Source organism: Variovorax sp. GrIS 2.14 (assembly GCF_046115955.1).
Lineage (GTDB): Bacteria > Pseudomonadota > Gammaproteobacteria > Burkholderiales > Burkholderiaceae_C > Variovorax.
The window spans coordinates 253637-277617 of the sequence record NZ_JBJXIA010000003.1; the positions used below are offsets into that span (position 1 = coordinate 253637).

Consider the following 23981-nt stretch of genomic DNA (forward strand, 5'->3'; position numbering starts at 1 on the left):
TCTGCCGGTGACTTTGAATCCCGCAGGCTGCATCAAAACATGCAGGCCGCTCATCCCGGTACAAGCATTCGTCAACATCGCGCAGGATAATGTTTCGATGAACCAACTCGACGCCCTTCGCCAATGGACCACCGTGGTCGCCGACACCGGTGACTTTCGGCAATTCGTGCAGTACAAACCGCAGGACGCGACGACCAATCCGTCGCTCATCCTGAAGGCCGTGCAAAAGCCGGACTACCGACCGCTGCTCGACGAAGCGGTTTCCAAATTCAAGGGCAAGCCGATCGACGAGGTGATCGATCGGCTTCTGGTGCGCTTCGGCACCGAGATCCTGTCGATCATTCCGGGCCGCGTTTCGACCGAAGTCGATGCACGACTCAGTTTCGATACCGCTGCGACGGTGGCACGGGCCGACCGCATCGTGGCGCTGTATCGCGCAGAAGGCATCGACGTCGAAAAGCGCGTGCTCATCAAGGTTGCGTCGACGTGGGAAGGCATCGAGGCCGCCCGGCAGCTCCAGCTGAAGGGCATCAACTGCAACCTCACGCTGCTGTTCTCGTACGCGCAAGCGGTGGCGTGCGGCGCGGCCAAGGTCAAGCTGATCTCGCCCTTCGTCGGGCGCATCTACGACTGGTACAAAAAGACAGGTGGCGCCAAGTGGGAGGAGGCCGCCAACGCGGGCGCCAACGACCCGGGCGTGAAGTCGGTCCAGCAGATTTTCGATTACTACAAGAGCCAGGGCATCAAGACCGAAGTGATGGGTGCGAGCTTTCGCAACGTTGGCCAGATCGCCGCGCTGGCGGGCTGCGACCTGTTGACCATCAGCCCCGAGCTTCTGGGCGAACTGGCGGCGAGCGAAGCGCCGTTGCCGCATGCACTCGATGCGTCGGCTGCGGCCAAGCTCGATATCCAGCCGGCTTCCTACGACGAGCCAGGGTTCCGCTTTGCGATGAACGAGGATGCGATGGCCACCGAGAAACTGGCCGAGGGTATTCGTGCCTTCGCCGCCGATGCGATCAAGCTTGAAAAGTTGATGGAGGCCAAGTGAGCGCCGCAGGCGTGCCCCTGGCATCTGGCTACTTGCGGGCCGACAACGCGCCGACCTGGGCCGCGTTGCAGGCGCACTTCGAAGCGTCCGGCAAGTCGCTCGATTTGCGCGAAGCTTTTGCATCGGACCCGCAGCGCGTCGCCTCGCTGAGCCAGTCGGCGCCTCATGTCTTCGCCGACATGTCGAAGAACCTGACCGATGCGGCAACTGAAAAGTTGTTGCTGGCGCTGGCACGCGAATGCGGCCTCGAAGCGCACCGAGACGCGATGTTCGCCGGTGACCACATCAACACCACCGAAGACCGCGCCGTGCTGCACACGCTGCTGCGCGCGCCGGCCACCAAAGGCATGACCGGCAAGCTGGCCGAGGTGCACGCTACGCTCGATGCGATGCTGGCATACGCCGAAAAGGTACGCGCCGATCACACGATCACCGACGTGGTCAACATCGGTATCGGTGGCTCCGATCTCGGCCCGCAGATGGCGGTGCTGGCCATGGCCGAGTACGTTGCGCCGGGCAAGCGTTTTCACTTCGTCTCGAACGTCGACGGCCACGAACTGGCCGGCGTGCTCAAGGGTCTGGCCCCGGAACACACGCTGTTCCTGATCGCGTCGAAGACCTTCACCACCGCCGAGACGATGACCAACGCACAGTCGGCCAAGCGCTGGTTCGAGCAGGCCGGCGGCGTCGACATCGCGCAGCATTTCGCGGCGCTCACGACCAATGTCGAAGCGGCCAAAGCCTTCGGCATCGACACCACTTTCGGCTTTTGGGATTGGGTCGGCGGGCGCTACTCGTTGTGGTCCGCCATCGGGTTGCCGATCGCGCTGGCCATCGGTGCCGACGGCTTTCGTGCGCTGCTGGCCGGCGCACACGCGATGGACGAGCACTTTCGCACCGCGCCGCTGGCGCAGAACTTGCCGGTGCGGCTCGGGCTGCTCGATGTCTGGTATCGCAACTTCCATCGCTTCACCACGCGCAGCATCGCGCCGTATCACAGCGCGTTGAAGCGCTTGCCGGCGTACCTGCAGCAGCTCGAGATGGAGAGCAACGGCAAGCAGGTCGACCTCGACGGCAAGCTGCTGCCTTTCGGTACGTCGCCGGTGTTGTGGGGCGAGCCGGGCACCAACGGGCAGCACGCGTACTTTCAAATGTTGCACCAGGGCACCGACGTGACGCCGCTCGAGTTCATCGGCGTGCGCGATGCATCGCACGATCTCGATGGGCATCACCCGAAGCTGCTGGCCAACTGCATCGCGCAGGCGCAGGCGCTGATGGTCGGCAAGCAGGACGCTGGCGGCCACAAGAACTTTCCGGGCAATCGGCCCAGCACTTTCTTCGTGTTCGAGAAGCTCACGCCGGAAACGCTCGGCGCGTTCCTGGCGATGTACGAGCATCGCGTGTTCACCAGCGGCGCGCTGTGGGGCATCAACAGCTTCGACCAGTGGGGCGTGGAACTCGGCAAGGTGCTGGCGCGGGATATCGAGCCGCGGCTGGCTTCGGGGGACACGTCCGGGCTCGACGCTTCGACGGCCGGTTTGCTGGAGCGCCTGCGTCCGCCAGCTTAAGTGGCTTGCACGGCCACTCCGCCTTTTTGATCCTTTTGGGGTTTTCCCATGGGACTACAAAGAGGAGTTAGCCGAATGAATATCCCGGAATCTGTTCGCACGTGCTTCACCAAGTTTGCCGATTTCACGGGTCGTGCTTCGCGATCCGAGTATTGGTGGTTCGTCCTCGTGTATCTGATCGCCTTGTTTGTCGGCGCGCTGATTCACCGCTTCGTGCAGGGCTTGGTGGTGCTGGTGTTCATCGTCCCGATCATTGCAGTCGGCGCGCGCCGACTCCACGACATCGGCAAGACCGGCTGGCTGATGCTGCTCGGGTTGATTCCGCTCGTCAATTTCGTCCTCCTGTATTTCACGGTGCAGCCGTCGCAGCCTGAGACCAACCAGTGGGGCGCTCCGCCCACCACGGTACCGGTCGTTTAGGCGCTCGAAACTTGCATCCTCCAAAGGCCGCCTTGCGCGGCCTTTTTCACGTCGCCAGGGTCAAACTACATCCTGTATTGCTCGAATCAGGGAATCCACTAGCCAATCAATGCATGAAAGTACCGGATGTGGCGATCGAAGTACCAAAGCCGCAATCCGCAATCTACAGAATCCTTCCCACAGCGATCGGTGGTCGCTGATCACAACAGGAGACTATTCATGAAGCGTTTTGCCAAAGCGGGCCTCGTCCTCGCACTCACCGCTGCCGGGTTCGCCCATGCCGCCACGGAATTGGTCATTGCCACCGTGAACAACGGCCACATGATCGAAATGCAGAAGCTCACGCCGTTCTTTGAGAAGGCAAACCCCGACATCAAACTCAAGTGGGTGACGCTCGAAGAAGGCACCCTGCGCCAGCGCGTGACCACCGACATCGCCACCAAGGGCGGCCAGTTCGACGTGATGACCATCGGCCTCTATGAAACACCGATCTGGTCGAAGAAGGGCTGGCTCAAGCCCATCGCCACCGACGCGGCATACGACGTCGACGACCTGCTGCCCGCGATTCGCAGCGGCCTCTCGACCGACGGCAAGCTGTATGCCGCACCGTTCTACGGCGAGAGCTCGATGCTGATGTACCGCAAGGACCTGGCAGACAAGCTCGGCATCAAGATCTCCGACAACCCAACGTGGACCGAAGTCAGGGCGTTCGCCGACAAGGCCAACGACCCGAAGGCGGGTGTGTACGGCATGTGCCTGCGCGGCAAGCCGGGTTGGGGCGACAACATGGCCTTCCTGACCACGCTGGTGAACACCAACGGTGGCCAGTGGTTCGACATGAAATGGAAGCCGCAGATCGACACCAAGCCATGGCATGACGCCGTCACTTTCTACGTCGACATGATGAAGAAAGACGGCCCTCCTGGCGCGTCGGCCAACAGTTTCAACGAGAACCTGGCGCTGTTCAACGAAGGCAAGTGCGCTGCATGGGTCGACGCGACCATCGCGGCATCCTTCATCAGCGACCCGAAGCAGTCGAAGGTGGCCGACAAGGTCGCCTTCGCGCAGGCACCGACCGCCACGACGCCCAAGGGCGCCAACTGGCTCTGGTCGTGGAACCTCGCCATCCCCGCCAGCTCGAGCAAGGATGAAGCTGCGCAGAAGTTCATCAAGTGGGCAACGTCGAAGGACTACATCAACCTGGTCGCCAAGGAAACGGGCTGGGCTTCGGTGCCAACCGGCACGCGCAAGTCGACCTATGCCAACCCTGAATTCCAGAAGGTGGCCAAGTTCGCAGAAGCCGAGAAGAAGGCCATCGACACCGCCAACCTGACCGACAGCACGCTGCCGAAGTCACCGTACGTCGGTGTGCAGTACGCGGCGATTCCGGAGTTCCAGGCGATCGGCGTGGCTGTGGGCCAGCAGATGAGCGCGGCACTGTCGGGCAAGGTCACTGTCGACCAGGCGTTGAAGACATCGCAGACCGCGGCCGAGCGTGAGATGAAAAAGGGCGGCTACTACAAGTAGTCCGTTTTCATCCCCTCTCCTCGCGGGGAGAGGGCCAGGGTGAGGGGGCATCGGCGTATCCACATCAACAGTGGTCTATGTCGCTCTCCCTCACCCCAACCCTCTCCCGCAACGGGAGAGGGGGCAATCGCCAGCGAGGAATACAAAAATGAAAAGAATACTGCCGCGCGCCCTCATGGCGCCCGCCGTGCTCACGCTCTTCCTCTGGATGATCGTGCCGCTGTTGATGACGTTGTACTTCTCGTTCGTCAACTACAACCTCATGCAGCCGGGCGAGCGCACCTTCGCCGGCATCGAGAACTTTCACTACTTCGTGACCGACCCCGACTTCTGGCCGGCGGTGTGGAACACGCTGATGCTGATCGGCAGCGTGATCATCATCACGGTGGTGGGCGGGGTGCTGCTGGCCTTGCTGGTCAACGAACCGTTTCCGGGCCGCGGCATCGTGCGCGTGCTGCTCATCTCGCCGTTTTTCGTCATGCCCGCGGTCAACGCGCTGCTGTGGAAGCACATGATGATGAACCCGATCTACGGGGTCCTGGCCGACCTGTGGCGCTTCTTCGGTGCGACGCCGGTCGACTGGCTGACGGACGTGCCGCTGTTCTCGATCATCATCATGGTGGCATGGCAATGGCTGCCTTTTGCCTGCCTGATTTTCATCACATCGCTGCAGTCGCTCGACCGTGAACAGATGGAAGCCGCGCGCATGGACGGCGCGACCGGGCCGCAGCGATTCTTCTATCTGACCATCCCGCATCTCGGCCGCCCGATGGCGGTGGTGATCATGATCGAGATGATCTTTCTGCTCAGCATCTTTGCCGAGATCGCCATCACCACCAACGGCGGTCCGGGCAACGAGAGCACCAACATGACCTACCTGATCTTCAAGCAGTCGCTGATGAATTTCGACGTGGGTGTGGCCTCCGCCGGTGCGCTGTTCGCGGTGGTGTTCGCCAACATCGTGGCCGTGTTTTTGATTCGCATCATCGGCAAGAACCTGGACTGAGAGGCAAGCATGCAAGTCACCAAACCCCCCAGCAATTTTCTGCCGCTGACGCTGCGTACCGTTGGTGCGTGGGCCGTCACGCTGATCCTGTTCTTTCCGCTCGGCTGGCTGTTCCTCACCGCCTTCAAGACGGAATTGCAGGCGATCCATGTGCCGCCGCTCTTCGTCTTCGAGCCGACGATGGACAACTTCACCGAGGTGCAGCGTCGCAGCGACTACCTGCTGTACGCGCGCAACTCGCTCATCACCAGCCTGGGCTCGACCATCATCGGCCTGCTCATCGCGGCGCCCGCCGCATATTCGATGGCGTTCTTTCGCACCAAGCGAACACGCGACATCCTGATGTGGATGCTGTCGACCAAGATGATGCCGGCGGTCGGCGCGCTGGTGCCGATCTATGTCATGGCGCAGACGGTCGGCATGCTCGACTCGCTGACGGCGCTGACCATCGTCTTCACGCTGTCTAACCTGCCGATCATGGTGTGGATGCTCTACACCAGCTACAAGGACATCCCGCCGGAGATCCTCGAAGCGGCGCGCATGGACGGCGCCAGTCTCTGGAAAGAGTTCCGCCACGTGGTGCTGCCGCTGTCGGTCGGCGGCCTCGCATCGACCGGCCTGCTGTGTCTGGTGCTGAGCTGGAACGAGGCTTTCTGGGCGCTCAACCTCACGTCCGCCAAAGCCGGCACGCTGGCCACGCTGATCGCTTCGTACTCGAGCCCCGAAGGTTTGTTCTGGGCCAAGCTGTCGGCCGCTTCGCTGATGGCCATCGCGCCCATCGTGGTCTTCGGCTGGTTCAGCCAAAAACAACTCGTCCAAGGCCTGACCTTTGGCGCAGTGAAGTAATCAAGGAGACGAATCAATGGCCTACCTCGAACTCAAAAGTATCAAGAAAAGCTTCGGCGACGCGCACATCATCAAGGGCGTCGATCTCGAAATTGCCAAGGGCGAATTCATCGTCTTCGTAGGACCTTCGGGCTGCGGCAAGTCGACCTTGCTGCGGCTCATTGCCGGGCTCGAACCCATCACCAGCGGCAACCTGCTGCTCGACGGCAAGGACATCACCTACACCGCATCGGGCAAGCGGGACCTGGCGATGGTGTTCCAGAGCTACGCGCTCTATCCGCACATGAGCGTGTACGACAACATGTCGTTCGCGCTCAAGCTGGCCGGCGTGTCCAAGGCCGAGATCAAGACCAAGGTCGAGCACGCGGCCAACACGCTCAATCTCACGCAGTATCTCGACCGCACGCCCAAGGACTTGTCGGGCGGCCAACGCCAGCGCGTCGCCATCGGCCGCGCCATCGTGCGGGCTCCCAAGGTGTTCCTGTTCGACGAGCCGCTGTCCAACCTCGACGCCGCATTGCGCGGCAACACGCGCGTCGAGATCCACAAGCTGCACGTGGCGCTCGGCGCGACCACGATCTACGTCACGCACGACCAGGTCGAGGCGATGACGCTGGCCGACCGCGTGGTGGTGCTGCGCGACGGGCTGATCGAACAGGTCGGCTCGCCGCTCGACCTGTACGACCGGCCGGCCAACCAGTTCGTCGCGCAGTTCATCGGCATGCCGTCGATGAACATGGTGGCGGCCGCCGCGATCCCGAGCTTCTCGTCGCAGACTGGTGGACGTTTGCCGCAGGACGGTTTCCTCGGCGTGCGCCCCGAAGGCTTGCGTGTGCACCCGGGCCGCGGCGCGGCACCGGGCGGCGTGTCCGGCCGCGTCGATTTGATCGAAGCACTCGGTGCCGACACTTTGATTCACGTCGACGTGGGTGGCGTACCGCTGATCGCTCGCCAGAACGAACGCACGCCGCTGCGCGTGGGCGACGAGGTCGGCGTCGAGCTCGATCCGTCGGTGCTGCATCTGTTCAACAAAGAAGGCCGAACGGTTGCCGCATGAGGCACCAAACGCAAAGGACATCGTGACCACCAGTGAACCCGATCGGGTAATTCTTCATCTCGGGCTCGGCTCGTTTCATCGGGCGCATCAGGCTGTGTACCTGCAACGCCTCATAGAGGCCGGCGACACGCGATGGTCGATCACCGGCGCCAACCTGCGCGGCGACATGGCCCCGGTGCTCGATGCACTGCAGGCGCAGGGCGGCAGCTACACGCTGGAGACGGTGTCGCCCGCGGGCGAGTATCGCTACGAGCGCATCGAATCGATTCGCAAGGTGTTGCCGTGGGAGCCGACGCTCGCTGCGGTGATCGCCTGCGGCGCTGCACCGGCCACGCGCATCGTCTCTTTCACGGTGACCGAAGCCGGCTACTACCTGGACCCGAAGGACAAGCTCGACCTGTCGTTCACCGACTTGTCGGGCGATGTCGAGCGGGCACGCAAGGGCGAAGCGGGGCAAACCATCTACGGCGCGCTCTGCGCCATCCTGCGGGCGCGCAAGGCCGCCAATGCAGGGCCTGTCACGCTGCTCAACTGCGACAACCTGCGGCATAACGGCGAGCGCTTTCGGGCTGGCCTGCTGGAATTCATCGGCATGACCGGCGACGACGCGTTGCTGCAATGGGTGCGAACGAACACGACTTCGCCCAACGCGATGGTCGACCGCATCACGCCGCGCCCGCCGCCAGAGTTGCGCGACCGGGTGAAAGCGGCGACCGGCTGGGACGACGCCGTGCCGGTCACCGGAGAGAGCTTTATCCAGTGGGTGGTCGAAGACGACTTCATTGCGGAGCGGCCCGACTGGGGTCGCGTCGGCGTGCAACTGGTCGATTCGGTGGCGCCGTATGAAGAGGCCAAGATCCGCATCCTCAACGCGACGCACAGCTGCATCGCCTGGGCCGGCACGCTCATCGGGCTCGACTTCATCCACGAAGGCACGCACGACGTGGCGATCCGCAAGATGGCATTCGACTACGTGACCGACGACGTGATTCCGTGCCTGAGTTCGCCGACGTCGCCGGGGCCGATCGATCTGCCGGCGTACCGCGATGTGGTGCTCGACCGCTTCGGCAACCCTGCCATCCGCGACACCAACCAGCGCGTCGCGATGGACGGCTTCTCGAAGATACCCGGCTTCATCGCGCCGACGGTGCGTGAGCGGCTGGCGGCGAGCGAATCGATCGACAGCGTGGCCATGTTGCCGGCGCTGTTCCTCGCTTTCTTGCAGCGTTGGCATCGCGGCGTGCTGCCGTACGAGTACCACGACCAGAGCATGGATGTGGCGGCAGCGCATGCTCTGTGCGACGCGGTCGACCCGGTCGAGACGATGTGTGCCGATGTAGCGCTGTGGGGCTCTGCGGCGAGCGACGCGCGGCTGGTGGATGCGGTGCGCGGTGCCAGCGAAAAAGTGACGCGCTTCGTCGAAGGCGTACCGGCATGACCGCAGTCACAAGCGCCATCGACGCCATCGCTTCGACGGCTGCCACGACCGCCGCGAGGAGCGGCAGCTTCGCAGGCCGTCATATCGTTTTAACGGGCGCAGGCGGCGGCATCGGCCTCGCAGTGGCGCAAGCGTTCGCGGCCGAAGGCGCTCTCTGCAGCGTGGTCGACCGATCGCCGACCGCCTCCGACGAGGCCGCCGCATTGCAGCAGTCGCATCCGGCTCAGGTCCACTACATCGGCGCCGACGTGACCGACTCACGTGCCATCGCCGATATGCTGGCCTCCGCCACGCAGCGCTTCGGCCCGGTGCACACGCTCTTCAACAATGCGGCGCTGTTCGACTTGGCACCGCTGCTCGACAGCGACGAGGCCTCGTTCGACCGCCTGTTCGCAGTCAACGTCAGAGGCATGTTCTTCGTCATGCAGGCCGTGCTCCGGCAGATGGTCGAGAGTCGCACGCCGGGCGCGTCGATCATCAACCTGGCCTCGCAAGCCGGGCGCCGTGGTGAGGCACTGGTGTCGCACTACTGCGCCACCAAGGCAGCCGTCATCAGCTACACGCAGAGCGCGGCGCTGGCGATGGCACCACACGGCATTCGCGTCAACGCGATTTCGCCGGGCGTGGTCGACACGCCGATGTGGGCGCATGTCGACAGCCTGTTCGCCAAGGCGGAAGGCCTGCCGCTGGGTGAAAAGAAGCGGCGCGTCGGGCTCGAAGTGCCGCTCGGTCGCATGGGCAAGCCGGGTGACATCGCCGGGGCTGCGCTGTTCCTGGCGGGCGAATCGGCGAGCTACATCACGGCGCAAACCTTGAATGTCGACGGTGGTAACGTCATGAGCTGAACGGTTTTCCCGTTCTGCTTTTCAGATTCATGACTGATCGATGACCGCCGCCCGCCAACGCCATTTGCCTCGCCACCGCGAGCCGGAGATGGAGCGCGACTTCACGCGCTCACCGGCGCTCGGCTACGAGGCGCCTGACGAAAGCGGTTTGGTGCGCTGCCTGGCGCACGGCTTTCCGAGCCCGCTGGTGCGATGGCATTTTCATGAAGAGTACGAGCTGCATCTGATCACCGAGACGTCGGGCAAGGCCTTCGTGGGCGACTGGATCGGACCATTCCAGCCCGGCCATCTGGTGCTGTGCGGGCCCAAGCTGCCGCACAACTGGATCTCGCTCGATGCGCCGGAAGGTGGTGCCGCCGGCCGCGATCGCGTCATCCAGTTCCGGCACGAGCCGATCGAACGTGCGGCGGTTGAAATTCCTGAATTGCGCGAGGTCATGCACCTGCTCGATCGTGCGCGCAACGGCATCGAATTTTTCGGCATGTCGGAGCGTGCGCGGCTGCATTGGGATCACATCAAGGCGTCGCGCGGCGTGCGGCGCTTTGGCGTGTTCTGCGACTTCATGGCCGACCTGTCGCAGTGCACCGACTACCGGCTGCTGTCCAGCGTGCAGATGCAGGGCGTCGAAGGCGATGCAGAGGTCGACCAGATCAACGGCATCGTCAACCGGATCACCGCCAACCTCGCCGAGCCGATTGCGATGTCGGACGTGGCTGCGGAACTGGGCATGAGCGAGAGCAAGTTCAGCCGTTTCTTCAGGCGCTCGACCGGCAACAGCTTCACCGATTTCGTGAACCGCGTGCGCATCAACAGCGCCTGCCACCTGCTGATGCAGACCGACCACTACGTGACCGACATCTGTTACCAAGTCGGCTTTAACAACGTGGCCAACTTCAACCGGCGCTTTCTGGAAATCAAGGGCATGACGCCCAGCGAATTCCGGCGGCAGGCCGATCACCGCTTCGGCGGATCGACGGTGCCGTTGAATGCTCTGGCACCACCGAGTCTTCAGGCGCCCACGCCCACCAGCACCGGCGTCGCGCGGTAGCGGTCCGGAAACACCTTCCTCAGGTTCTCGATTTTCGGTAGGTCGTTGAAGACGATGTACGGCTGATTCGGATTGCGCGTCAGGTAGTCCTGGTGATAGCCCTCCGCCGGAAAGAAGGCTTTTTGCGTTTCGATGGTCGTGGCGATCGGACCGCCGAAAGTCTTGGCCGCGTCGAGTTGGGCGATGTAGGCCTTGGCGATGCGCGCCTGCTCGGGCGATTGCGCGAACACGGTCGAGCGGTATTGCGTACCCCGGTCCGGCCCCTGGCGATTGAGTTCGGTCGGGTTGTGCGCCACCGAAAAGTAGATCTGCAGGATGCGGCCGTAGCTGATCTGCTTGGGGTCGTAGGTGATGCGAACGGCTTCGGCATGGCCGGTGCTGCCCGAGCCGATCGACTCGTACCTGGCCGTCTTCTCGTCCCCGCCGGCATAGCCCGACACCGCGCTCGTCACGCCCTTGACGTGCTGGAACACTCCCTGCACGCCCCAGAAACAGCCGCCGGCGACGACGGCCGTTTCGGGGGCGGTAGTGGACGCCGCGGCGGCACTCGCCGCATCGTCGGCTGGTGCCGGAATGACGACGGCATTCTCGGCAGCGAACGAAGGCACTGCCTTCCAGAGTGCTGCGCCACCGAGCAATGCCACCGCGGAAAGCAGCGTGCGGCGTGCCAGCACCGAGCGTGTTGCCGATGCGGATGTGGCGGCGGAGACGGCGGAGACGATTGCTCTGGCCTGGTGGTTCGATTGTTTGTTGTTCATACGGGTTTCGCGTCCTTTCGTGCTTCTTCCAGCAGTTGCTGAATAACCTGTTCCGACTTTTCGTATTCGCCTTCACCGAAGTGGTGAAAGCGGATGCGGCCTTTGGCATCGACGAAGTAATGCGCCGGCCAATAATTGTTGTTGAAGGCGCGCCAGATGGCAAAGCTGTTGTCGATCGCAACCGGGAAAGTCACGTCGAGCTCGCTCACCGCGCGCTTCACATTGTTGATGTTTTTCTCGAATGCGAACTCGGGTGCATGCACGCCGACCACAACGAGCCCTTGGTCTTTGTACTTGCGATTCCATTCGCGCACATAGGGCAGGGCGTTGCGGCAGTTGATGCAGCCGAAAGTCCAGAAGTCGACCAGCACCACCTTGCCGCGCAATTGCTCGGCCGTGAGCGGTGGCGAGTTGAGCCATTCAACGGCGCCCGAGAAGCCCGGTAACGCGCCTTCGTCAGGCAGCGAGAGCGGGGCGAAGCGCGGCACGGCGGGCGCCTGCACCTTGATGAAGGCAGCGCGGTCGTTTGCAGTGGGGGGACGGGCAGCATCCGATGTCTGGTCGAGCGCCGCGTGCGGCCGCAGGCGCTCCAGCAAGCCACGCTCGATCGACGCACCGCCGCTGCCCGACGAGAGCTGCGCGAGCACACCGGTGTCGAGGCCGAGCGACACCGCTGCAACGCCGGCCAGCACCGCGACGCCCAGGCCTTTGCGCAACCATTCGCCAGCGCCGATCGTCCGTTTCAGCAAGGCGAACATGCTGCCACCGAGCAGCAATGCGGCGGCAAGCGACGTCATGGCGCCGGCTGCGTAAGCCAGCAACAAAAGCGAGGTGTGAACGGTGGGCCCTTGCAGCGCCGCACCGGTGAGGATGAGGCCGAGCACCGGTCCGGCGCAAGGTGCCCACAAGAGGCCCGTCGCCACGCCGAGCAGCAGCGAGGGCACGACGGGGCTGCGTACGCCGCCGTCAGATGCGACGCGCTGGCTTTGGCTGCGCGTCGCCGAATTCAATAGTCCGGAGCCGAGCGCGACCAGCGGCCGCGTGACGCGCTCCGCAAGGCGAGGCGCGATCAGCATCACACCCATGACCCCGAGCAGCACGATGGCCGCCATGCGTCCGTATTCATTGGCCTCGACGGCCCAAGCGCCGGCTACCGCACCGAGCGACGCGACGCCTGCGAAAGTCAGCGCCATTCCGACTAGCAGCGGCAACCCGCTCTTGACGAAAGGCTGGTCGACCCGCGCGAAGACGAAGGGCACTACGGGCAGGATGCAGGGCGCCAGGATGGTCAGCGCTCCGCCCAGATAGGACAGGATGAAATAGATCATGGGATCCTCAGGTTGGCGAAGCGCTGTCGGGAAAGGCTGGAACGCTTACTTCTTCATCTCATCCTTGCCCATCGAGTCTTTCTTCATGCCGTCTTTGGCCATGCCGTCCTTCGCCATCGAATCCTTCTTCATGCCGTCCTTTGACATCGAGTCCTTCGTCATGCCGTCCTTGGCCATGGAGTCTTTGCTCATCGAGCCCTTGGCCATGCCGTCGTCCTTTTTCATTTCGTCGGCGGCAAAGGCCGAGACGGAACCGATGGCCATGCAGGTGGCGATGAGTGCTGCGGAGAATTTGTTCATTTAAGTTGTCCTTCGAGTGAGTGGTTTGAAAAATAAAGAAGATAAAAATGGCGCGGTTCGAAATGAACTCGGCCTTGCGTTTCAGTAGCGCTGAGCCCTTCCGGGGGCTCAACTGCCGCCGAACCAGTTGTAGCCCTGGTCTTCCCAATAGCCGCCAGGGTAGGTGTTGGTAACGAAAATCGCCTTGATGTGTTTTGGGTTTTTGTAGCCCAACTTGGTGGGCATCCGCAGCTTCATCGGGAAGCCGTATTTGGGGGGCAGCGGTTGGCCGTCGTAGGTCAACGTGAGCAGCGTCTGCGGATGCAGCGCGGTCGGCATGTCGATGCTGGTGTAGTAGTCGTCGGCGCACTTGAAGCCGACGTACTTGGCGCTCGTGTCGGCGCCGATGCGCTTAAGGAAATCGGCGAAGTGCACGCCGCCCCACTTGCCGATCGCGCTCCAGCCTTCGACGCAGATGTGCCGCGTAATCTGGTCTTGCTGCTGCATGGCGCGCAGTGCGGGCAGCGTCCACTGGCGCTTGTCGGCGACCATGCCGGTGACCTCGAGCTTGTAGCTGGCCTCGTCGACTTCGCGGATCTCGTCTTCGCCGTAGTAGGCGTTGAAGGGAAACGGCCGCGTGATCATCGAGTCCGGATAGGTCGGCGCCAGTTGCGTCGGGTCGAAGATGAGGCCTTGCACCCTGTCGTTGAAGCGCGAGATGGTGGTGAGCGCAGCGTCGACGCCGGCGTTGTCGGTGATGCTGCAGCCTGTGAGCAGCGACAGGCCGCCGAGCGTGAGCGTGCGTTGCAAAAAGGCGCGGCGCGCAGGCTGCTCGATGCGGCGGCCGATGAGCTTGCGGGCTTCGGCGAGGGCAGCGTCGGCATCGACGTTGTGCAGGGCTGGGCGTTTGAGAATGTTCATGCGGCTTCTCCGTTGCTTGCTTGATCTGCGGCGCTCGCGACGTCGCGTACTCCGGCACGGCCGCTCAGCATCGTGAGCAAGGTCTTCGGTACCAGCGCGACCATCACCAGATGCACCGCGACAAAGCCCACCAGCAACGCCATCGCGACGAAGTGAATGCGGCGGGCAAAGTCATAGCCGCCCAGCAGATCGCGCAACACCGCGAATTGCACCGACTTCCAGAGCACCAGGCCCGACAGCACCAGCACGGTGATGTCGAGCATCACGAAGAGGTAGGCGAAACGCTGCACGCTGTTGTAGTGGCACGGGTCGGCGTGCGACAGCTTGCCGTGCAGCGCGGCAAGCCCATCGCGCACGATGCCGCCGACCGACAGTGGAAAGAACTTGCGGAACAGCCGACGGCTCACGATGTTGAGCGAGAGGTAGACGAGGCCGTTGGCGGCCAGCAACCACATCGCCGCAAAGTGCCACTGCAAAGCGCCGCCGAGCCAACCGCCGAGCGTGATCGCGCCGGGAATCTCGAAAGGAAAGAACGGCGCCGCGTTGTAGATGCGCCAGCCGCTGGTCACCAGCATCAGCACGGCCAGCGCATTGAGCCAATGCGTGATGCGCATCCAGACCGGATGAATCGGCTTGAACTTCGGGGTGACTGAATCGCTTTGCATGGCTGGCATTCTTGGCCGTACCCGGTGGCCGATTCATCACGAAGAGTTCAATGAATCGTGATAACTCCCGCGGCCATATCGCGGGACAATCCGGCGACATGGAAACTGCCAAACGCGTGCTGATCGTCGAGGACGATGCCCACATCGCCGAGCTGCTGCGCATGCATCTGCACGACGAGGGCTATGCCGTGACGCACGCCGCCGACGGCCATGCCGGCATCCGCGAACTGGAGCGCGGCAGCTGGGACGCATTGATCCTCGATCTGATGCTGCCCGGCGTCGACGGCCTGGAGATCTGCCGCCGCGCCCGCGCCATGACGCGCTACACGCCGATCATCATCACCAGTGCGCGGTCCAGCGAAGTGCATCGCATCCTCGGCCTGGAGCTGGGCGCCGACGACTACCTCGCCAAGCCTTTCTCGGTGCTGGAGCTGGTGGCGCGGGTGCGGGCGCTGTTGCGGCGCACCGAGGCGCTGGCGCGCAATGCACGCATGGAGTCGGGACGGGTCGATCTCGGCAACCTCGGCATCGACCCGGTGGCGCGCGAGGTGCAGGTCGACGGCAAGCCGATCGAGCTCACGCCACGCGAGTTCGATCTGCTCTATTTCTTCGCGCGCCACCCCGGTCGCGTGTTCTCGCGGCTCGATCTGCTGAACAAGGTGTGGGGCTACCAGCACGATGGCTACGAGCACACCGTCAACACGCACATCAACCGGCTGCGCATGAAGGTCGAGGCCGACCCCGCGGCGCCGCGGCGCATCCTGACCGTGTGGGGCCGCGGCTACAAGCTGGCGGCGGATGTCGAGGAGGCCGCCGCATGACGCGCTCGACGCCCTCCATGTGGTCGATACCGTCGAGCCTGTCGACGCGTCTGTCGATCGTCTTTGCGGTGCTGCTGCTGGCGTGCTTCGGCGTGTCGGCCTGGCTGCAGATGGCGGGCAGCGAACGACACGAGCAGGAAGTGACGCAGCGCCTGTCGATCGGCCTGGCCGCGCACATCGCCGGCAATGCCGAGCTGATGAAGCGCGACGGCCTCAACCCGCCGGCCGTGCACGAGCTGTTCGACCAGCTGATGGCGGTCAACCCGAGCGTCGAGGTCTATTTGCTGGACGCCGAGGGGCGCATCGTCGGACAAGCCGCGCCGCCGGGGCATCTGAAGCACGACCGCGTCGACCTCGGCCCGGTAAAGCGCTTGCTGGCGGGCGCCGCATTGCCGATTCTGGGCGACGACCCACGCGGCGGACTGGAAGGACAGGATGTGTCTGGGGCACAAGGCGTGCAACCCTTGCGGGGCGGCCGCAAAGTCTTCAGCGCGGCACCGTTGAAGGTCGATGGCCGCGATGCAGGCTATGTGTACGTCGTGCTGTCCGGCGAAGACCGCGAAGCCCTGGTCGCGAACCTGGGCGCCGGCAACGTGCTGCGAACGACGCTGTGGTCGATGGCATGGGTCGCTTTGCTCGGCCTCATCGCGGGGCTGGTCGCCTTCCGGCTCATCACGCGGCCGTTGCGCCAGCTGACCGACGCCGTGCAACGCTTCGAGCGCGATGGCGTCGCAGCCATCGATCCTGCAACGCCGGCCTTCGCACAGGTCGCACGCGGCGACGACGAGATCGCCACGCTCGGCAAGGCCTTTCAGAAGATGACGCTGCGCATCGCCGAGCAATGGCGCGAACTCACCGCGCTGGACCAGCAGCGCCGCGAACTCTTCGCCAACATCTCGCACGACCTCCGCACGCCCCTGACCTCGCTGCACGGCTATCTCGAAACCCTGCTGATGAAGGCCGACACGCTGGCGCTGGCCGATCGGCGCCGCTATCTCGAGATCGCGCTCGGCCAAAGCCGCAAGGTCGGCCGCCTGGCGCAGGAATTGTTCGAACTGGCGCGGCTCGAGTCCGGCATGGTCAAGCCCGACAAGGAGAGCTTCGCGCTGGCCGATCTGGTGCAGGACGTGTTCCAGAAGTTCGAGCTCGCCGCCGAAGCACGCCGTCAGCGCCTGGTGCCGCAGATCGCGTCCGGCCTGCCGGTGGTCACAGCCGATCTGGGAATGATCGAACGCGTGCTGACCAACCTGCTCGACAACGCGATCCGCCACACGCCAGAGGGCGGCGAGATCGTCGTGCAATTGCGGCCCGCCGAAGCGGGGGAGGATGGTGTGGCCGGCGTACAGGTCGAGATCAGCGACACCGGCCCCGGTATCCCCAAAGAGCTGCAGCCCGTCCTCTTCATCCGCCCTGCCTTCTCGTCGTCCGGCGGCCGCAGTGGCGGCCTCGGCCTGATGATCGTCCGCCGCATCCTGCAACTGCACGGCAGCGAAATCCGCCTGCTCCCCCAACCCGGCAAAGGCGCGGTCTTCGCCTTTCAGCTCAGCTAAAAAACGAACGAAAAAAGGCCCGCACGAAGCGGGCCTTTTAGTTGGTGAGGTGCCGCAGCGGACACGAAGTGCCGCCAGCCTCGGGGGGGATCACATGCCCATGCCGCCCATGCCGCCCATGCCACCCATGTCAGGCATGCCGCCGGCGCCGGCTTCGTCCTTCGGTGCATCGGCGACCATGGCTTCGGTCGTCAACAGCAGCGAAGAAACCGAAGCTGCGTTTTGCAGTGCAGTGCGGGTGACCTTCGTCGGGTCCAGGATGCCCAGTTCGAGCATGTCGCCGTACGTGTCGTTTTGTGCGTTGAAGCCGAAGTTGCCCTTGCCGGCCAACACAGCATTCACGACCACGCTGGCTTCGCCGCCGGCGTTGTTGACGATTTCGCGCAGGGGCGCTTCGACGGCCTTCAACACCAGCTTGATGCCGGCGTCCTGGTCGGCGTTGTCGCCCTTGATCTTGTCGCCGACAGCTTGCTTGGCGCGCAGCAGAGCCACGCCGCCGCCAGCCACGATGCCTTCTTCGACTGCAGCGCGGGTGGCGTGCAGTGCGTCTTCGACGCGGGCCTTCTTTTCCTTCATTTCGACTTCGGTGGCAGCGCCGACCTTGATCACTGCAACACCGCCGGCCAGCTTGGCCACGCGCTCTTGCAACTTTTCACGGTCGTAGTCGCTGGTCGCTTCTTCGATCTGAACGCGAACTTGCTTCACGCGAGCTTCGATGTCTGCAGCAGCGCCGGCACCGTCGATCAGGATGGTGTTTTCCTTGCCGACTTCGATGCGGGCAGCCGAGCCGAGGTCGGCCAGGGTCACCTTTTCGAGCGTCAGGCCGACTTCTTCAGCGATGACCTTGCCGCCCGTCAGGATGGCGATGTCTTCGAGCATGGCCTTGCGGCGATCGCCGAAGCCAGGTGCCTTGACAGCCACGACTTTCAGGATGCCGCGGATCGTGTTCACGACCAGAGTAGCCAGGGCTTCGCCTTCGACTTCTTCGGCAATGATCAACAGCGGACGGCCCGACTTCGCGACTTGTTCCAGCGTAGGGAGCAGGTCACGGATGTTGCTGATCTTCTTGTCGTAGAGCAGAACGAACGGGTTTTCCAGAATCGCGGATTGCTTTTCAGGGTTGTTGATGAAGTAAGGCGACAGGTAGCCGCGGTCGAACTGCATGCCCTCGACGACGTCGAGTTCGCTGTCCAGGCTCTTGCCGTCTTCGACGGTGATGACGCCTTCTTTGCCGACCTTGTCCATCGCGTCAGCGATGAGCTTGCCGATGGTTTCGTCGCTGTTGGCCGAGATCGAGCCGACTTGTGCGATTTCTTTGGACGTGGTGGTGGGCTTCGATGCCTTCTTCAGCTCGGCGACCAGGGCCGTGACAGCCTTGTCGATGCCGCGCTTCAGGTCCATCGGGTTCATGCCGGCCGCGACCAGCTTGAAGCCTTCGCGAACGATGGCTTGAGCCAGAACCGTAGCGGTCGTGGTGCCGTCACCCGCGTTGTCCGAAGTCTTGGAAGCCACTTCCTTCACGAGCTGGGCGCCCATGTTCTGGAGCTTGTCCTTGAGTTCGATTTCCTTGGCGACGGACACGCCGTCCTTGGTCACCGTGGGGGCGCCGAACGAACGCTCGAGCACGACATTGCGGCCCTTGGGGCCCAGGGTCACTTTGACTGCGTTGGCCAGGATGTTGACACCCTCGACCATGCGCGCGCGGGCTTCACCGCCGAAGACTACGTCTTTTGCTGCCATGTTTATTTACTCCGATGAGATGGGGTTGATTACTTCTCGACGACTGCGAACAGGTCGTCTTCCTTCATGACAAGCAGCTCGTCGCCATCGACCTTGACGGTCTGGCCGCTGTACTTGCCGAACAGAACGCGGTCGCCGACCTTGACGCTCATGGCGAGCAGTTCGCCCTTGTCGGTCTTCTTGCCCGGGCCAACGGCCAGCACTTCACCCTGATCGGGCTTTTCGGCAGCGTTGTCGGGGATCACGATGCCCGAGGCAGTCTTGGTTTCGCTTTCAATGCGCTTGACGATCACACGATCGGCCAAAGGACGAAGTTTCATAGCATCTCCTGAATAGAAACGGGTTTGGTTTGAGGGTGCCGGACCGAACGGCTGGCTGCCCAATCGACTGGAGGTGAGCGCTGTTGGCACTCGTCCTCAGCGAGTGCTAATGATAAGGGCATTCGTTCGGGTTTCAAGGGCGGATGTAAGCCGATGTAGGCGGCTTCTGGCGTGGGCTCGCGCTGTTGACCACGCCATAGTTGTGCGTCGCCTGCACGAAAGTCGTGCGTCATCGAACAATAGACAGGAGACGACAAATGGACTTCGAAGGCATTTATTGCTTCGACACGGCCTCGGTGCGCTTTGCGTTCTATCCGGACGGCGACGACGGCGCCCGTATCCTGGGGCTGGTTTCAGAACAGACTTTACGGGACGTTTGCGGTGCTCGTGATGGCAGCAGCGAAAGCTTGCTCGCAACTTGCCGCAGTCACTTCAGCCTGATCCGGGACAAGGCGATCGAACTGTATTTCGCCGATCCCTCACGCGCAGTGGTGCTGACGACGGGCGACTTCGCTCGCCCGGCAATCCCGGCAATGCAGGCGTCGATGGTTTCATCACAAGCAGCCGGCGCTGCAGCCGGGGCCTGAACAAACAGCGCGCGCCGCATACGCGCTTCTCTCTGACACGCGAAGGCGCCCGGTGCCCTTCGCGGCGCTCGCCTTTGACCCAACAATGGCCTTGAACTTGCGGTCGTTGTCGTCGATTCTCGGCCATCGATCATCGATTGAACGCAGCGAAAGTGTCCCTCGTGATTCCAGAAATCCGATCTCTCCATACCCAACCCGTCGATTCCCAGCCCTCTGGTACCCAGTCTCGCCAGGCTCAGGACGCCTATCTCTTTCGCGAGGGCACCCACGCTCGGCTCTACGATCTGTTGGGCTGCCATGTGAATCCCCAAGGCGGCGCGTCGTTCGCGGTCTGGGCGCCCAACGCTGAGTCCGTCTCGGTTATCGGCGACTGGAACTACTGGTCCGGCGATGCCGATCCGCTGCAACTGCGCGACGACGGCACCGGCATCTGGCAAGGCTCGGTAGCAGACGCGCAGCCGGGCCAGACATACAAGTACCGCATTCGCTCGCGCTTCAACGGCTATGTCGTCGACAAGGCCGATCCGGTCGCGTTCTATGCAGAGCACGCGCCCGCTACCGCATCACGCATCTGGTCGATGGACTACGAATGGAACGACGACGCGTGGATGACATCGCGCGGCGCTCGCAATGCGCTTGACGCGCCGATGTCGACGTATGAGTTGCACCTGGGCTCATGGCGCCGCCACGATGGCGAGTTCCTCGGTTACCGCGAAATCGCGCATCAGCTCGCTGAATACATGTTGAAGATGGGCTTCACCCATGTGGAATTGATGCCGGTCACCGAACACCCGTTCTATGGTTCATGGGGCTACCAGACCACCGGCTACTTCGCGCCGACCTCGCGCTTCGGTACGCCGCAAGACTTCATGTACATGGTCGACCATCTGCACCAGAAAAACATCGGTGTGCTGCTCGACTGGGTGCCTTCGCACTTTCCGACCGACGAGCACGGGCTGCAGTATTTCGACGGCACGCATCTGTTCGAACATGCGGATCCGCGCCAGGGCTTTCACCCGGAGTGGAGTTCGAGCATCTTCAACTACGGGCGCAACGAGGTACGCAGCTTTCTGACGTCGTCCGGCCTGTTCTGGCTCGACAAGTACCACCTCGATGGATTGCGCGTGGACGCGGTCGCGTCGATGCTCTACCTCGACTATGCGCGGAAAGACGGGGAGTGGATTCCCAACAAGTTTGGTGGTCGCGAGAACCTCGAGGCCATCGAGTTCTTGCAAACCCTGAACCGCGCGGTGTACCGCGAATTCCCCGATACGGTGACCATCGCGGAGGAGTCGACTGCCTGGCCCAACGTCTCGCGCCCCACCGACATGGACGGCCTCGGCTTCGGCATGAAGTGGAACATGGGGTGGATGCACGACGACCTGGCCTACATGAAGGAAGACCCGGTCTACCGCAAGTACCACCACGGCCAGATGACGTTTTCGCTGGTGTATGCCTTCAATGAAAACTTCGTGCTGCCGCTCTCGCACGACGAGGTGGTCTATGGCAAGGGCTCGCTCATCAACAAGATGCCGGGCGACCCTTGGCAGCAGTTCGCCAATCTGCGCGCGCTGTTCGGGTTCATGTGGGGACACCCTGGCAAGAAGCTGCTTTTCATGGGCGGTGAATTCGGCCAGCGCCGCGAATGGACGCACGACGGTGAGCTCGAATGGTGGTCGACGTCGCTAGAGGGGCATTCCGGCCTGCAACATTTCGTGGCCGAGCTCAACCGGGTGTACCGTGGCACGCCTGCGCTGTATCAACTCGACTTCAGCGCCAACGGTTTCGAGTGGATCGCGGCCGACGATGCGGATGCCAGCGTGTTCGCCTTCTTGCGCAAGGCGCACGATGGCACTGCTCCGGTGCTGGTGGTGAGCAACATGACGCCACTGCCCCGGACCAACTATCTGCTCGGCGTGCCGTTGGGTGGGGAGTGGCGCGAAGTGATCAACAGCGATGCCGGTGAATTCGGCGGCGCAGGATGGGGCAACCTGGGTCGTGTCGAGTCGTCGCCGGTGCGCTCCCATGGCCGGCCGCATTCTGTTTGCCTGACCTTGCCACCCCTTTCGACCCTTATTTTCCAATACGTGCCCCATGCAAAAAAAGCCAGCACCGCCCACTGAGGTCGCCGCAGTTTCCAAGGTCGCCAAAGCGGCGCAGTCGACACCCGCAACCCATCTTTCCTTGCCCTCAGACAGCGGCGGCGAGGGCCGCGTCCGTGCGGTCATCGATGCTGTGTTGCCCGCCGTCGATGCCGGCCGCTTCGCCATCAAGTGCGTTGCGGGCGACACGGTGAAGATCACCGCGCATTGCTTCACCGACGGGCACGACGTGGTGCGCGCGATGCTGCGCTGGAGCGCGGATGCCGGTGATGGTGCGCGTGATTGGCACGAGGTACCGATGAAGGCGCTGGTGAACGATGTGTGGGAGGCCAGCTTCGCGCCGCCGTCGATAGGGCGCTTCGTCTACACGGTGGCGGCCTGGGTCGACCCGTTCGAATCGTGGCATCACGAGATGACGCGTCGCATCGAGCCCGAAGACATCCGCATCGCGTCGCAGGTCGGCGCGATGGACATCATCGCCGCAGCGGCGCGGGCGCAGGTTGCGGACCGCGACACGCTCTTGCGCTGGGCCAAGGCGCTGCAGACCGCGGCGCTCGACGCTGACCACAATGCAAACGCACTCAAGGCCCTGGCGCTCGACGAAACGCTGGGCGAGTTGGCCGGCCGCTATCCGGACCGTCGCTTCGAGACGCACTACGTCGCCGAGCTGCCGCTCTTCGCGGACCGCAAACGCGCCCGCTTCAGCAGCTGGTACGAGCTGTTTCCGCGCTCTGCCTCGCCGGAGCCCGGTCGCCACGGTACCTTCAAGGATGTCGAGGCGCGGCTGCCAGCCATCGCCGAGGTGGGTTTCGATGTCTTGTACTTCCCGCCGATCCATCCGATCGGGCGCACGCAACGCAAGGGCAAGAACAACGCTCTCGTCGCGGGTAAAGACGATGTCGGCAGCCCGTGGGCCATCGGTGCCGCGGAAGGCGGTCACAAGTCAATCCTGGCGGAACTGGGCACGCCGGACGAATTCCGGCAACTGGTGCAGAAGGCCGCCGGCCTCGGCATGGACATCGCGCTCGACATCGCCTTTCAATGCGCCCCCGACCATCCGTATGTGCAGTCGCATCCGGCGTGGTTTCGCTGGCGTCCGGACGGCACGGTGCAGTACGCCGAGAACCCACCCAAGAAGTACCAGGACATCTACCCGTTCAACTTCGAGAGCGACGACTGGCGCGCGATGTGGGCCGAGTTGAAGAGCGTGTTCGATCACTGGATCGGCGAGGGCGTGAAGATCTTTCGCGTCGACAACCCGCACACCAAGGCGTTTCCGTTTTGGGAGTGGGCCATCGGCGAGGTCAAGAAGGAACATCCTGAAGTACTGTTCCTTGCCGAGGCTTTCACGCGGCCCAAGGTCATGCATCGACTGGCCAAGCTGGGCTTCTCGCAGTCGTACACCTACTTCACCTGGCGCAACAGCAAGCAGGAGCTGACCGAGTACTTCACCGAACTGTCGACGGGCCCGGGCAGCGACTATTTCCGCCCCAACGTGTGGCCCAACACGCCCGACATCCTGCACGAGCAATTGCAGGGCGGCGAGGCGTCGCTCTACATGATGCGGCTGGTGCTGGCGGCCACGTTGTCTGCCAACTACGGCATCTACGGACCGGCCTACGAACTGCGCGACCACTTGCCCCGCAATTCTGGAAGCGAGGAATACCTCGACTCCGAGAAGTACCAGTTGCGTACCTGGAACCACGACGATGCGCAGAGCCTCGCGCCCTTCATTGCGCGGGTGAACCGCATCCGGCATGACAACCCAGCCCTTCAAGCCGACCGCAGTCTGCGCTTCTTGCCGGTCGAAAACGATCAGCTCATCGCCTATGCCAAAGAGTCCGAAGACGGGAGCAATGTGATCGTGACCGTGGTCAACCTCGACCGTTACAACGTGCAGTCGGGCTGGATCGGTCTGGACGCTGCGTCGATTGGCGTGGAGCCCGGCGAGTCGTTCCAGATGCACGACCTGCTGAGCAACCAGCGCTTCATCTGGCAGGGTGAATTTCACTTCGTCCAGCTCGACCCGCACGCAGTTCCCGCACATATTTTCGTGGTCCGTCGGCGCAGTCGCACCGAGCGTGATTTCGACTATTTTCTCTAGACT

Annotated in this window: 21 protein-coding genes and 1 pseudogene; 15 read left to right on the forward strand and 7 right to left on the reverse strand. The window is 63.1% G+C overall.

The window, feature by feature from the left end; all coding sequences use genetic code 11:
* Positions 1–97: 97 nt before the first annotated feature.
* The 10 genes from tal (at position 98) to RCH10_RS07265 (ending at position 10803) form a co-directional block, all read left to right on the forward strand.
* Positions 98–1048: a transaldolase gene (gene tal / locus RCH10_RS07220; protein WP_409051867.1), complete on the forward strand. Its 951-nt coding sequence runs from the start codon at positions 98–100 to the stop codon at positions 1046–1048.
* Positions 1045–2616, forward strand: a complete 1572-nt coding sequence (pgi, locus tag RCH10_RS07225) for a glucose-6-phosphate isomerase (protein WP_409051868.1) — start codon at positions 1045–1047, stop codon at positions 2614–2616. The genes tal and pgi overlap by 4 nt, the downstream gene beginning before the upstream one ends.
* A 75-nt stretch (positions 2617–2691) precedes the next feature.
* Positions 2692–3036, forward strand: coding sequence for a DUF805 domain-containing protein (locus tag RCH10_RS07230; RefSeq protein ID WP_409051869.1), 345 nt, complete (start codon positions 2692–2694; stop codon positions 3034–3036).
* A gap of 219 nt (positions 3037–3255) precedes the next feature.
* Positions 3256–4563, forward strand: a complete 1308-nt coding sequence (locus RCH10_RS07235; protein WP_187054479.1) for a sugar ABC transporter substrate-binding protein — start codon at positions 3256–3258, stop codon at positions 4561–4563.
* 148 nt (positions 4564–4711) lie between these two features.
* Positions 4712–5569, forward strand: a complete 858-nt coding sequence (locus RCH10_RS07240; RefSeq protein WP_187054480.1) for a carbohydrate ABC transporter permease — start codon at positions 4712–4714, stop codon at positions 5567–5569.
* 9 nt (positions 5570–5578) lie between these two features.
* A complete protein-coding gene (locus tag RCH10_RS07245) occupies positions 5579–6415 on the forward strand; it encodes a carbohydrate ABC transporter permease (RefSeq protein WP_187054481.1) in 837 nt (278 codons plus the stop codon).
* A gap of 16 nt (positions 6416–6431) precedes the next feature.
* Positions 6432–7472, forward strand: a complete 1041-nt coding sequence (locus tag RCH10_RS07250) for an ABC transporter ATP-binding protein (RefSeq protein ID WP_187054482.1) — start codon at positions 6432–6434, stop codon at positions 7470–7472.
* Between the two features lie 49 nt (positions 7473–7521).
* Entirely contained in the window at positions 7522–8910 is a 1389-nt protein-coding gene (gene dalD / locus RCH10_RS07255; protein WP_409051990.1) for a D-arabinitol 4-dehydrogenase, read from the forward strand.
* Complete coding sequence (locus RCH10_RS07260; protein ID WP_409051870.1) at positions 8907–9755, forward strand: L-iditol 2-dehydrogenase; 849 nt, start codon at positions 8907–8909, stop codon at positions 9753–9755. The genes dalD and RCH10_RS07260 overlap by 4 nt, the downstream gene beginning before the upstream one ends.
* Before the next feature lie 40 nt (positions 9756–9795).
* Positions 9796–10803, forward strand: a complete 1008-nt coding sequence (locus RCH10_RS07265; protein ID WP_409051871.1) for an AraC family transcriptional regulator — start codon at positions 9796–9798, stop codon at positions 10801–10803.
* On the opposite strand, the gene msrA is transcribed toward RCH10_RS07265, so the two are convergent.
* From msrA to RCH10_RS07290, 5 genes and pseudogenes are all read right to left on the reverse strand, one after another.
* A complete protein-coding gene (gene msrA / locus RCH10_RS07270) occupies positions 10764–11561 on the reverse strand; it encodes a peptide-methionine (S)-S-oxide reductase MsrA (protein WP_409051872.1) in 798 nt (265 codons plus the stop codon). The genes RCH10_RS07265 and msrA overlap by 40 nt on opposite strands.
* Positions 11561–12889, reverse strand: a pseudogene (locus RCH10_RS07275) (cytochrome c biogenesis protein DipZ); the annotation flags it as partial. The pseudogene RCH10_RS07275 and the gene msrA, both read right to left, overlap by 1 nt.
* A 45-nt stretch (positions 12890–12934) precedes the next feature.
* On the reverse strand, positions 12935–13189 hold the full coding sequence (locus RCH10_RS07280; RefSeq protein WP_323499928.1) for a pentapeptide MXKDX repeat protein: 255 nt from the start codon (positions 13187–13189) through the stop codon (positions 12935–12937).
* A 108-nt stretch (positions 13190–13297) separates the two neighbouring features.
* Complete coding sequence (locus tag RCH10_RS07285; RefSeq protein WP_409051873.1) at positions 13298–14089, reverse strand: molybdopterin-binding protein; 792 nt, start codon at positions 14087–14089, stop codon at positions 13298–13300.
* On the reverse strand, positions 14086–14754 hold the full coding sequence (locus RCH10_RS07290) for a cytochrome b/b6 domain-containing protein (RefSeq protein WP_409051874.1): 669 nt from the start codon (positions 14752–14754) through the stop codon (positions 14086–14088). Before RCH10_RS07290 ends, RCH10_RS07285 begins: the two co-directional genes overlap by 4 nt.
* Positions 14755–14852: 98 nt before the next feature.
* On the opposite strand from RCH10_RS07290, the gene RCH10_RS07295 reads away from it, so the two are divergent.
* Together RCH10_RS07295 and RCH10_RS07300 are read left to right on the forward strand one after the other, a co-directional pair.
* Positions 14853–15575: a response regulator transcription factor gene (locus RCH10_RS07295; protein WP_409051875.1), complete on the forward strand. Its 723-nt coding sequence runs from the start codon at positions 14853–14855 to the stop codon at positions 15573–15575.
* A complete protein-coding gene (locus tag RCH10_RS07300; protein ID WP_409051876.1) occupies positions 15572–17125 on the forward strand; it encodes an ATP-binding protein in 1554 nt (517 codons plus the stop codon). Before RCH10_RS07295 ends, RCH10_RS07300 begins: the two co-directional genes overlap by 4 nt.
* A 90-nt stretch (positions 17126–17215) precedes the next feature.
* On the opposite strand, the gene groL is transcribed toward RCH10_RS07300, so the two are convergent.
* Together groL and groES are read right to left on the reverse strand one after the other, a co-directional pair.
* On the reverse strand, positions 17216–18865 hold the full coding sequence (gene groL / locus RCH10_RS07305) for a chaperonin GroEL (RefSeq protein WP_187054492.1): 1650 nt from the start codon (positions 18863–18865) through the stop codon (positions 17216–17218).
* 29 nt (positions 18866–18894) lie between these two features.
* Positions 18895–19185: a co-chaperone GroES gene (groES, locus tag RCH10_RS07310; protein WP_187054493.1), complete on the reverse strand. Its 291-nt coding sequence runs from the start codon at positions 19183–19185 to the stop codon at positions 18895–18897.
* Between the two features lie 257 nt (positions 19186–19442).
* Between groES and RCH10_RS07315 the strand changes: the two genes are divergently transcribed.
* From RCH10_RS07315 to RCH10_RS07325, 3 genes are all read left to right on the forward strand, one after another.
* Positions 19443–19772, forward strand: a complete 330-nt coding sequence (locus RCH10_RS07315; protein ID WP_409051877.1) for a hypothetical protein — start codon at positions 19443–19445, stop codon at positions 19770–19772.
* A 173-nt stretch (positions 19773–19945) separates the two neighbouring features.
* On the forward strand, positions 19946–21895 hold the full coding sequence (gene glgB / locus RCH10_RS07320) for a 1,4-alpha-glucan branching protein GlgB (protein ID WP_409051991.1): 1950 nt from the start codon (positions 19946–19948) through the stop codon (positions 21893–21895).
* Positions 21867–23978, forward strand: a complete 2112-nt coding sequence (locus RCH10_RS07325; protein ID WP_409051878.1) for an alpha-1,4-glucan--maltose-1-phosphate maltosyltransferase — start codon at positions 21867–21869, stop codon at positions 23976–23978. Before glgB ends, RCH10_RS07325 begins: the two co-directional genes overlap by 29 nt.
* Positions 23979–23981: the final 3 nt, after the last annotated feature.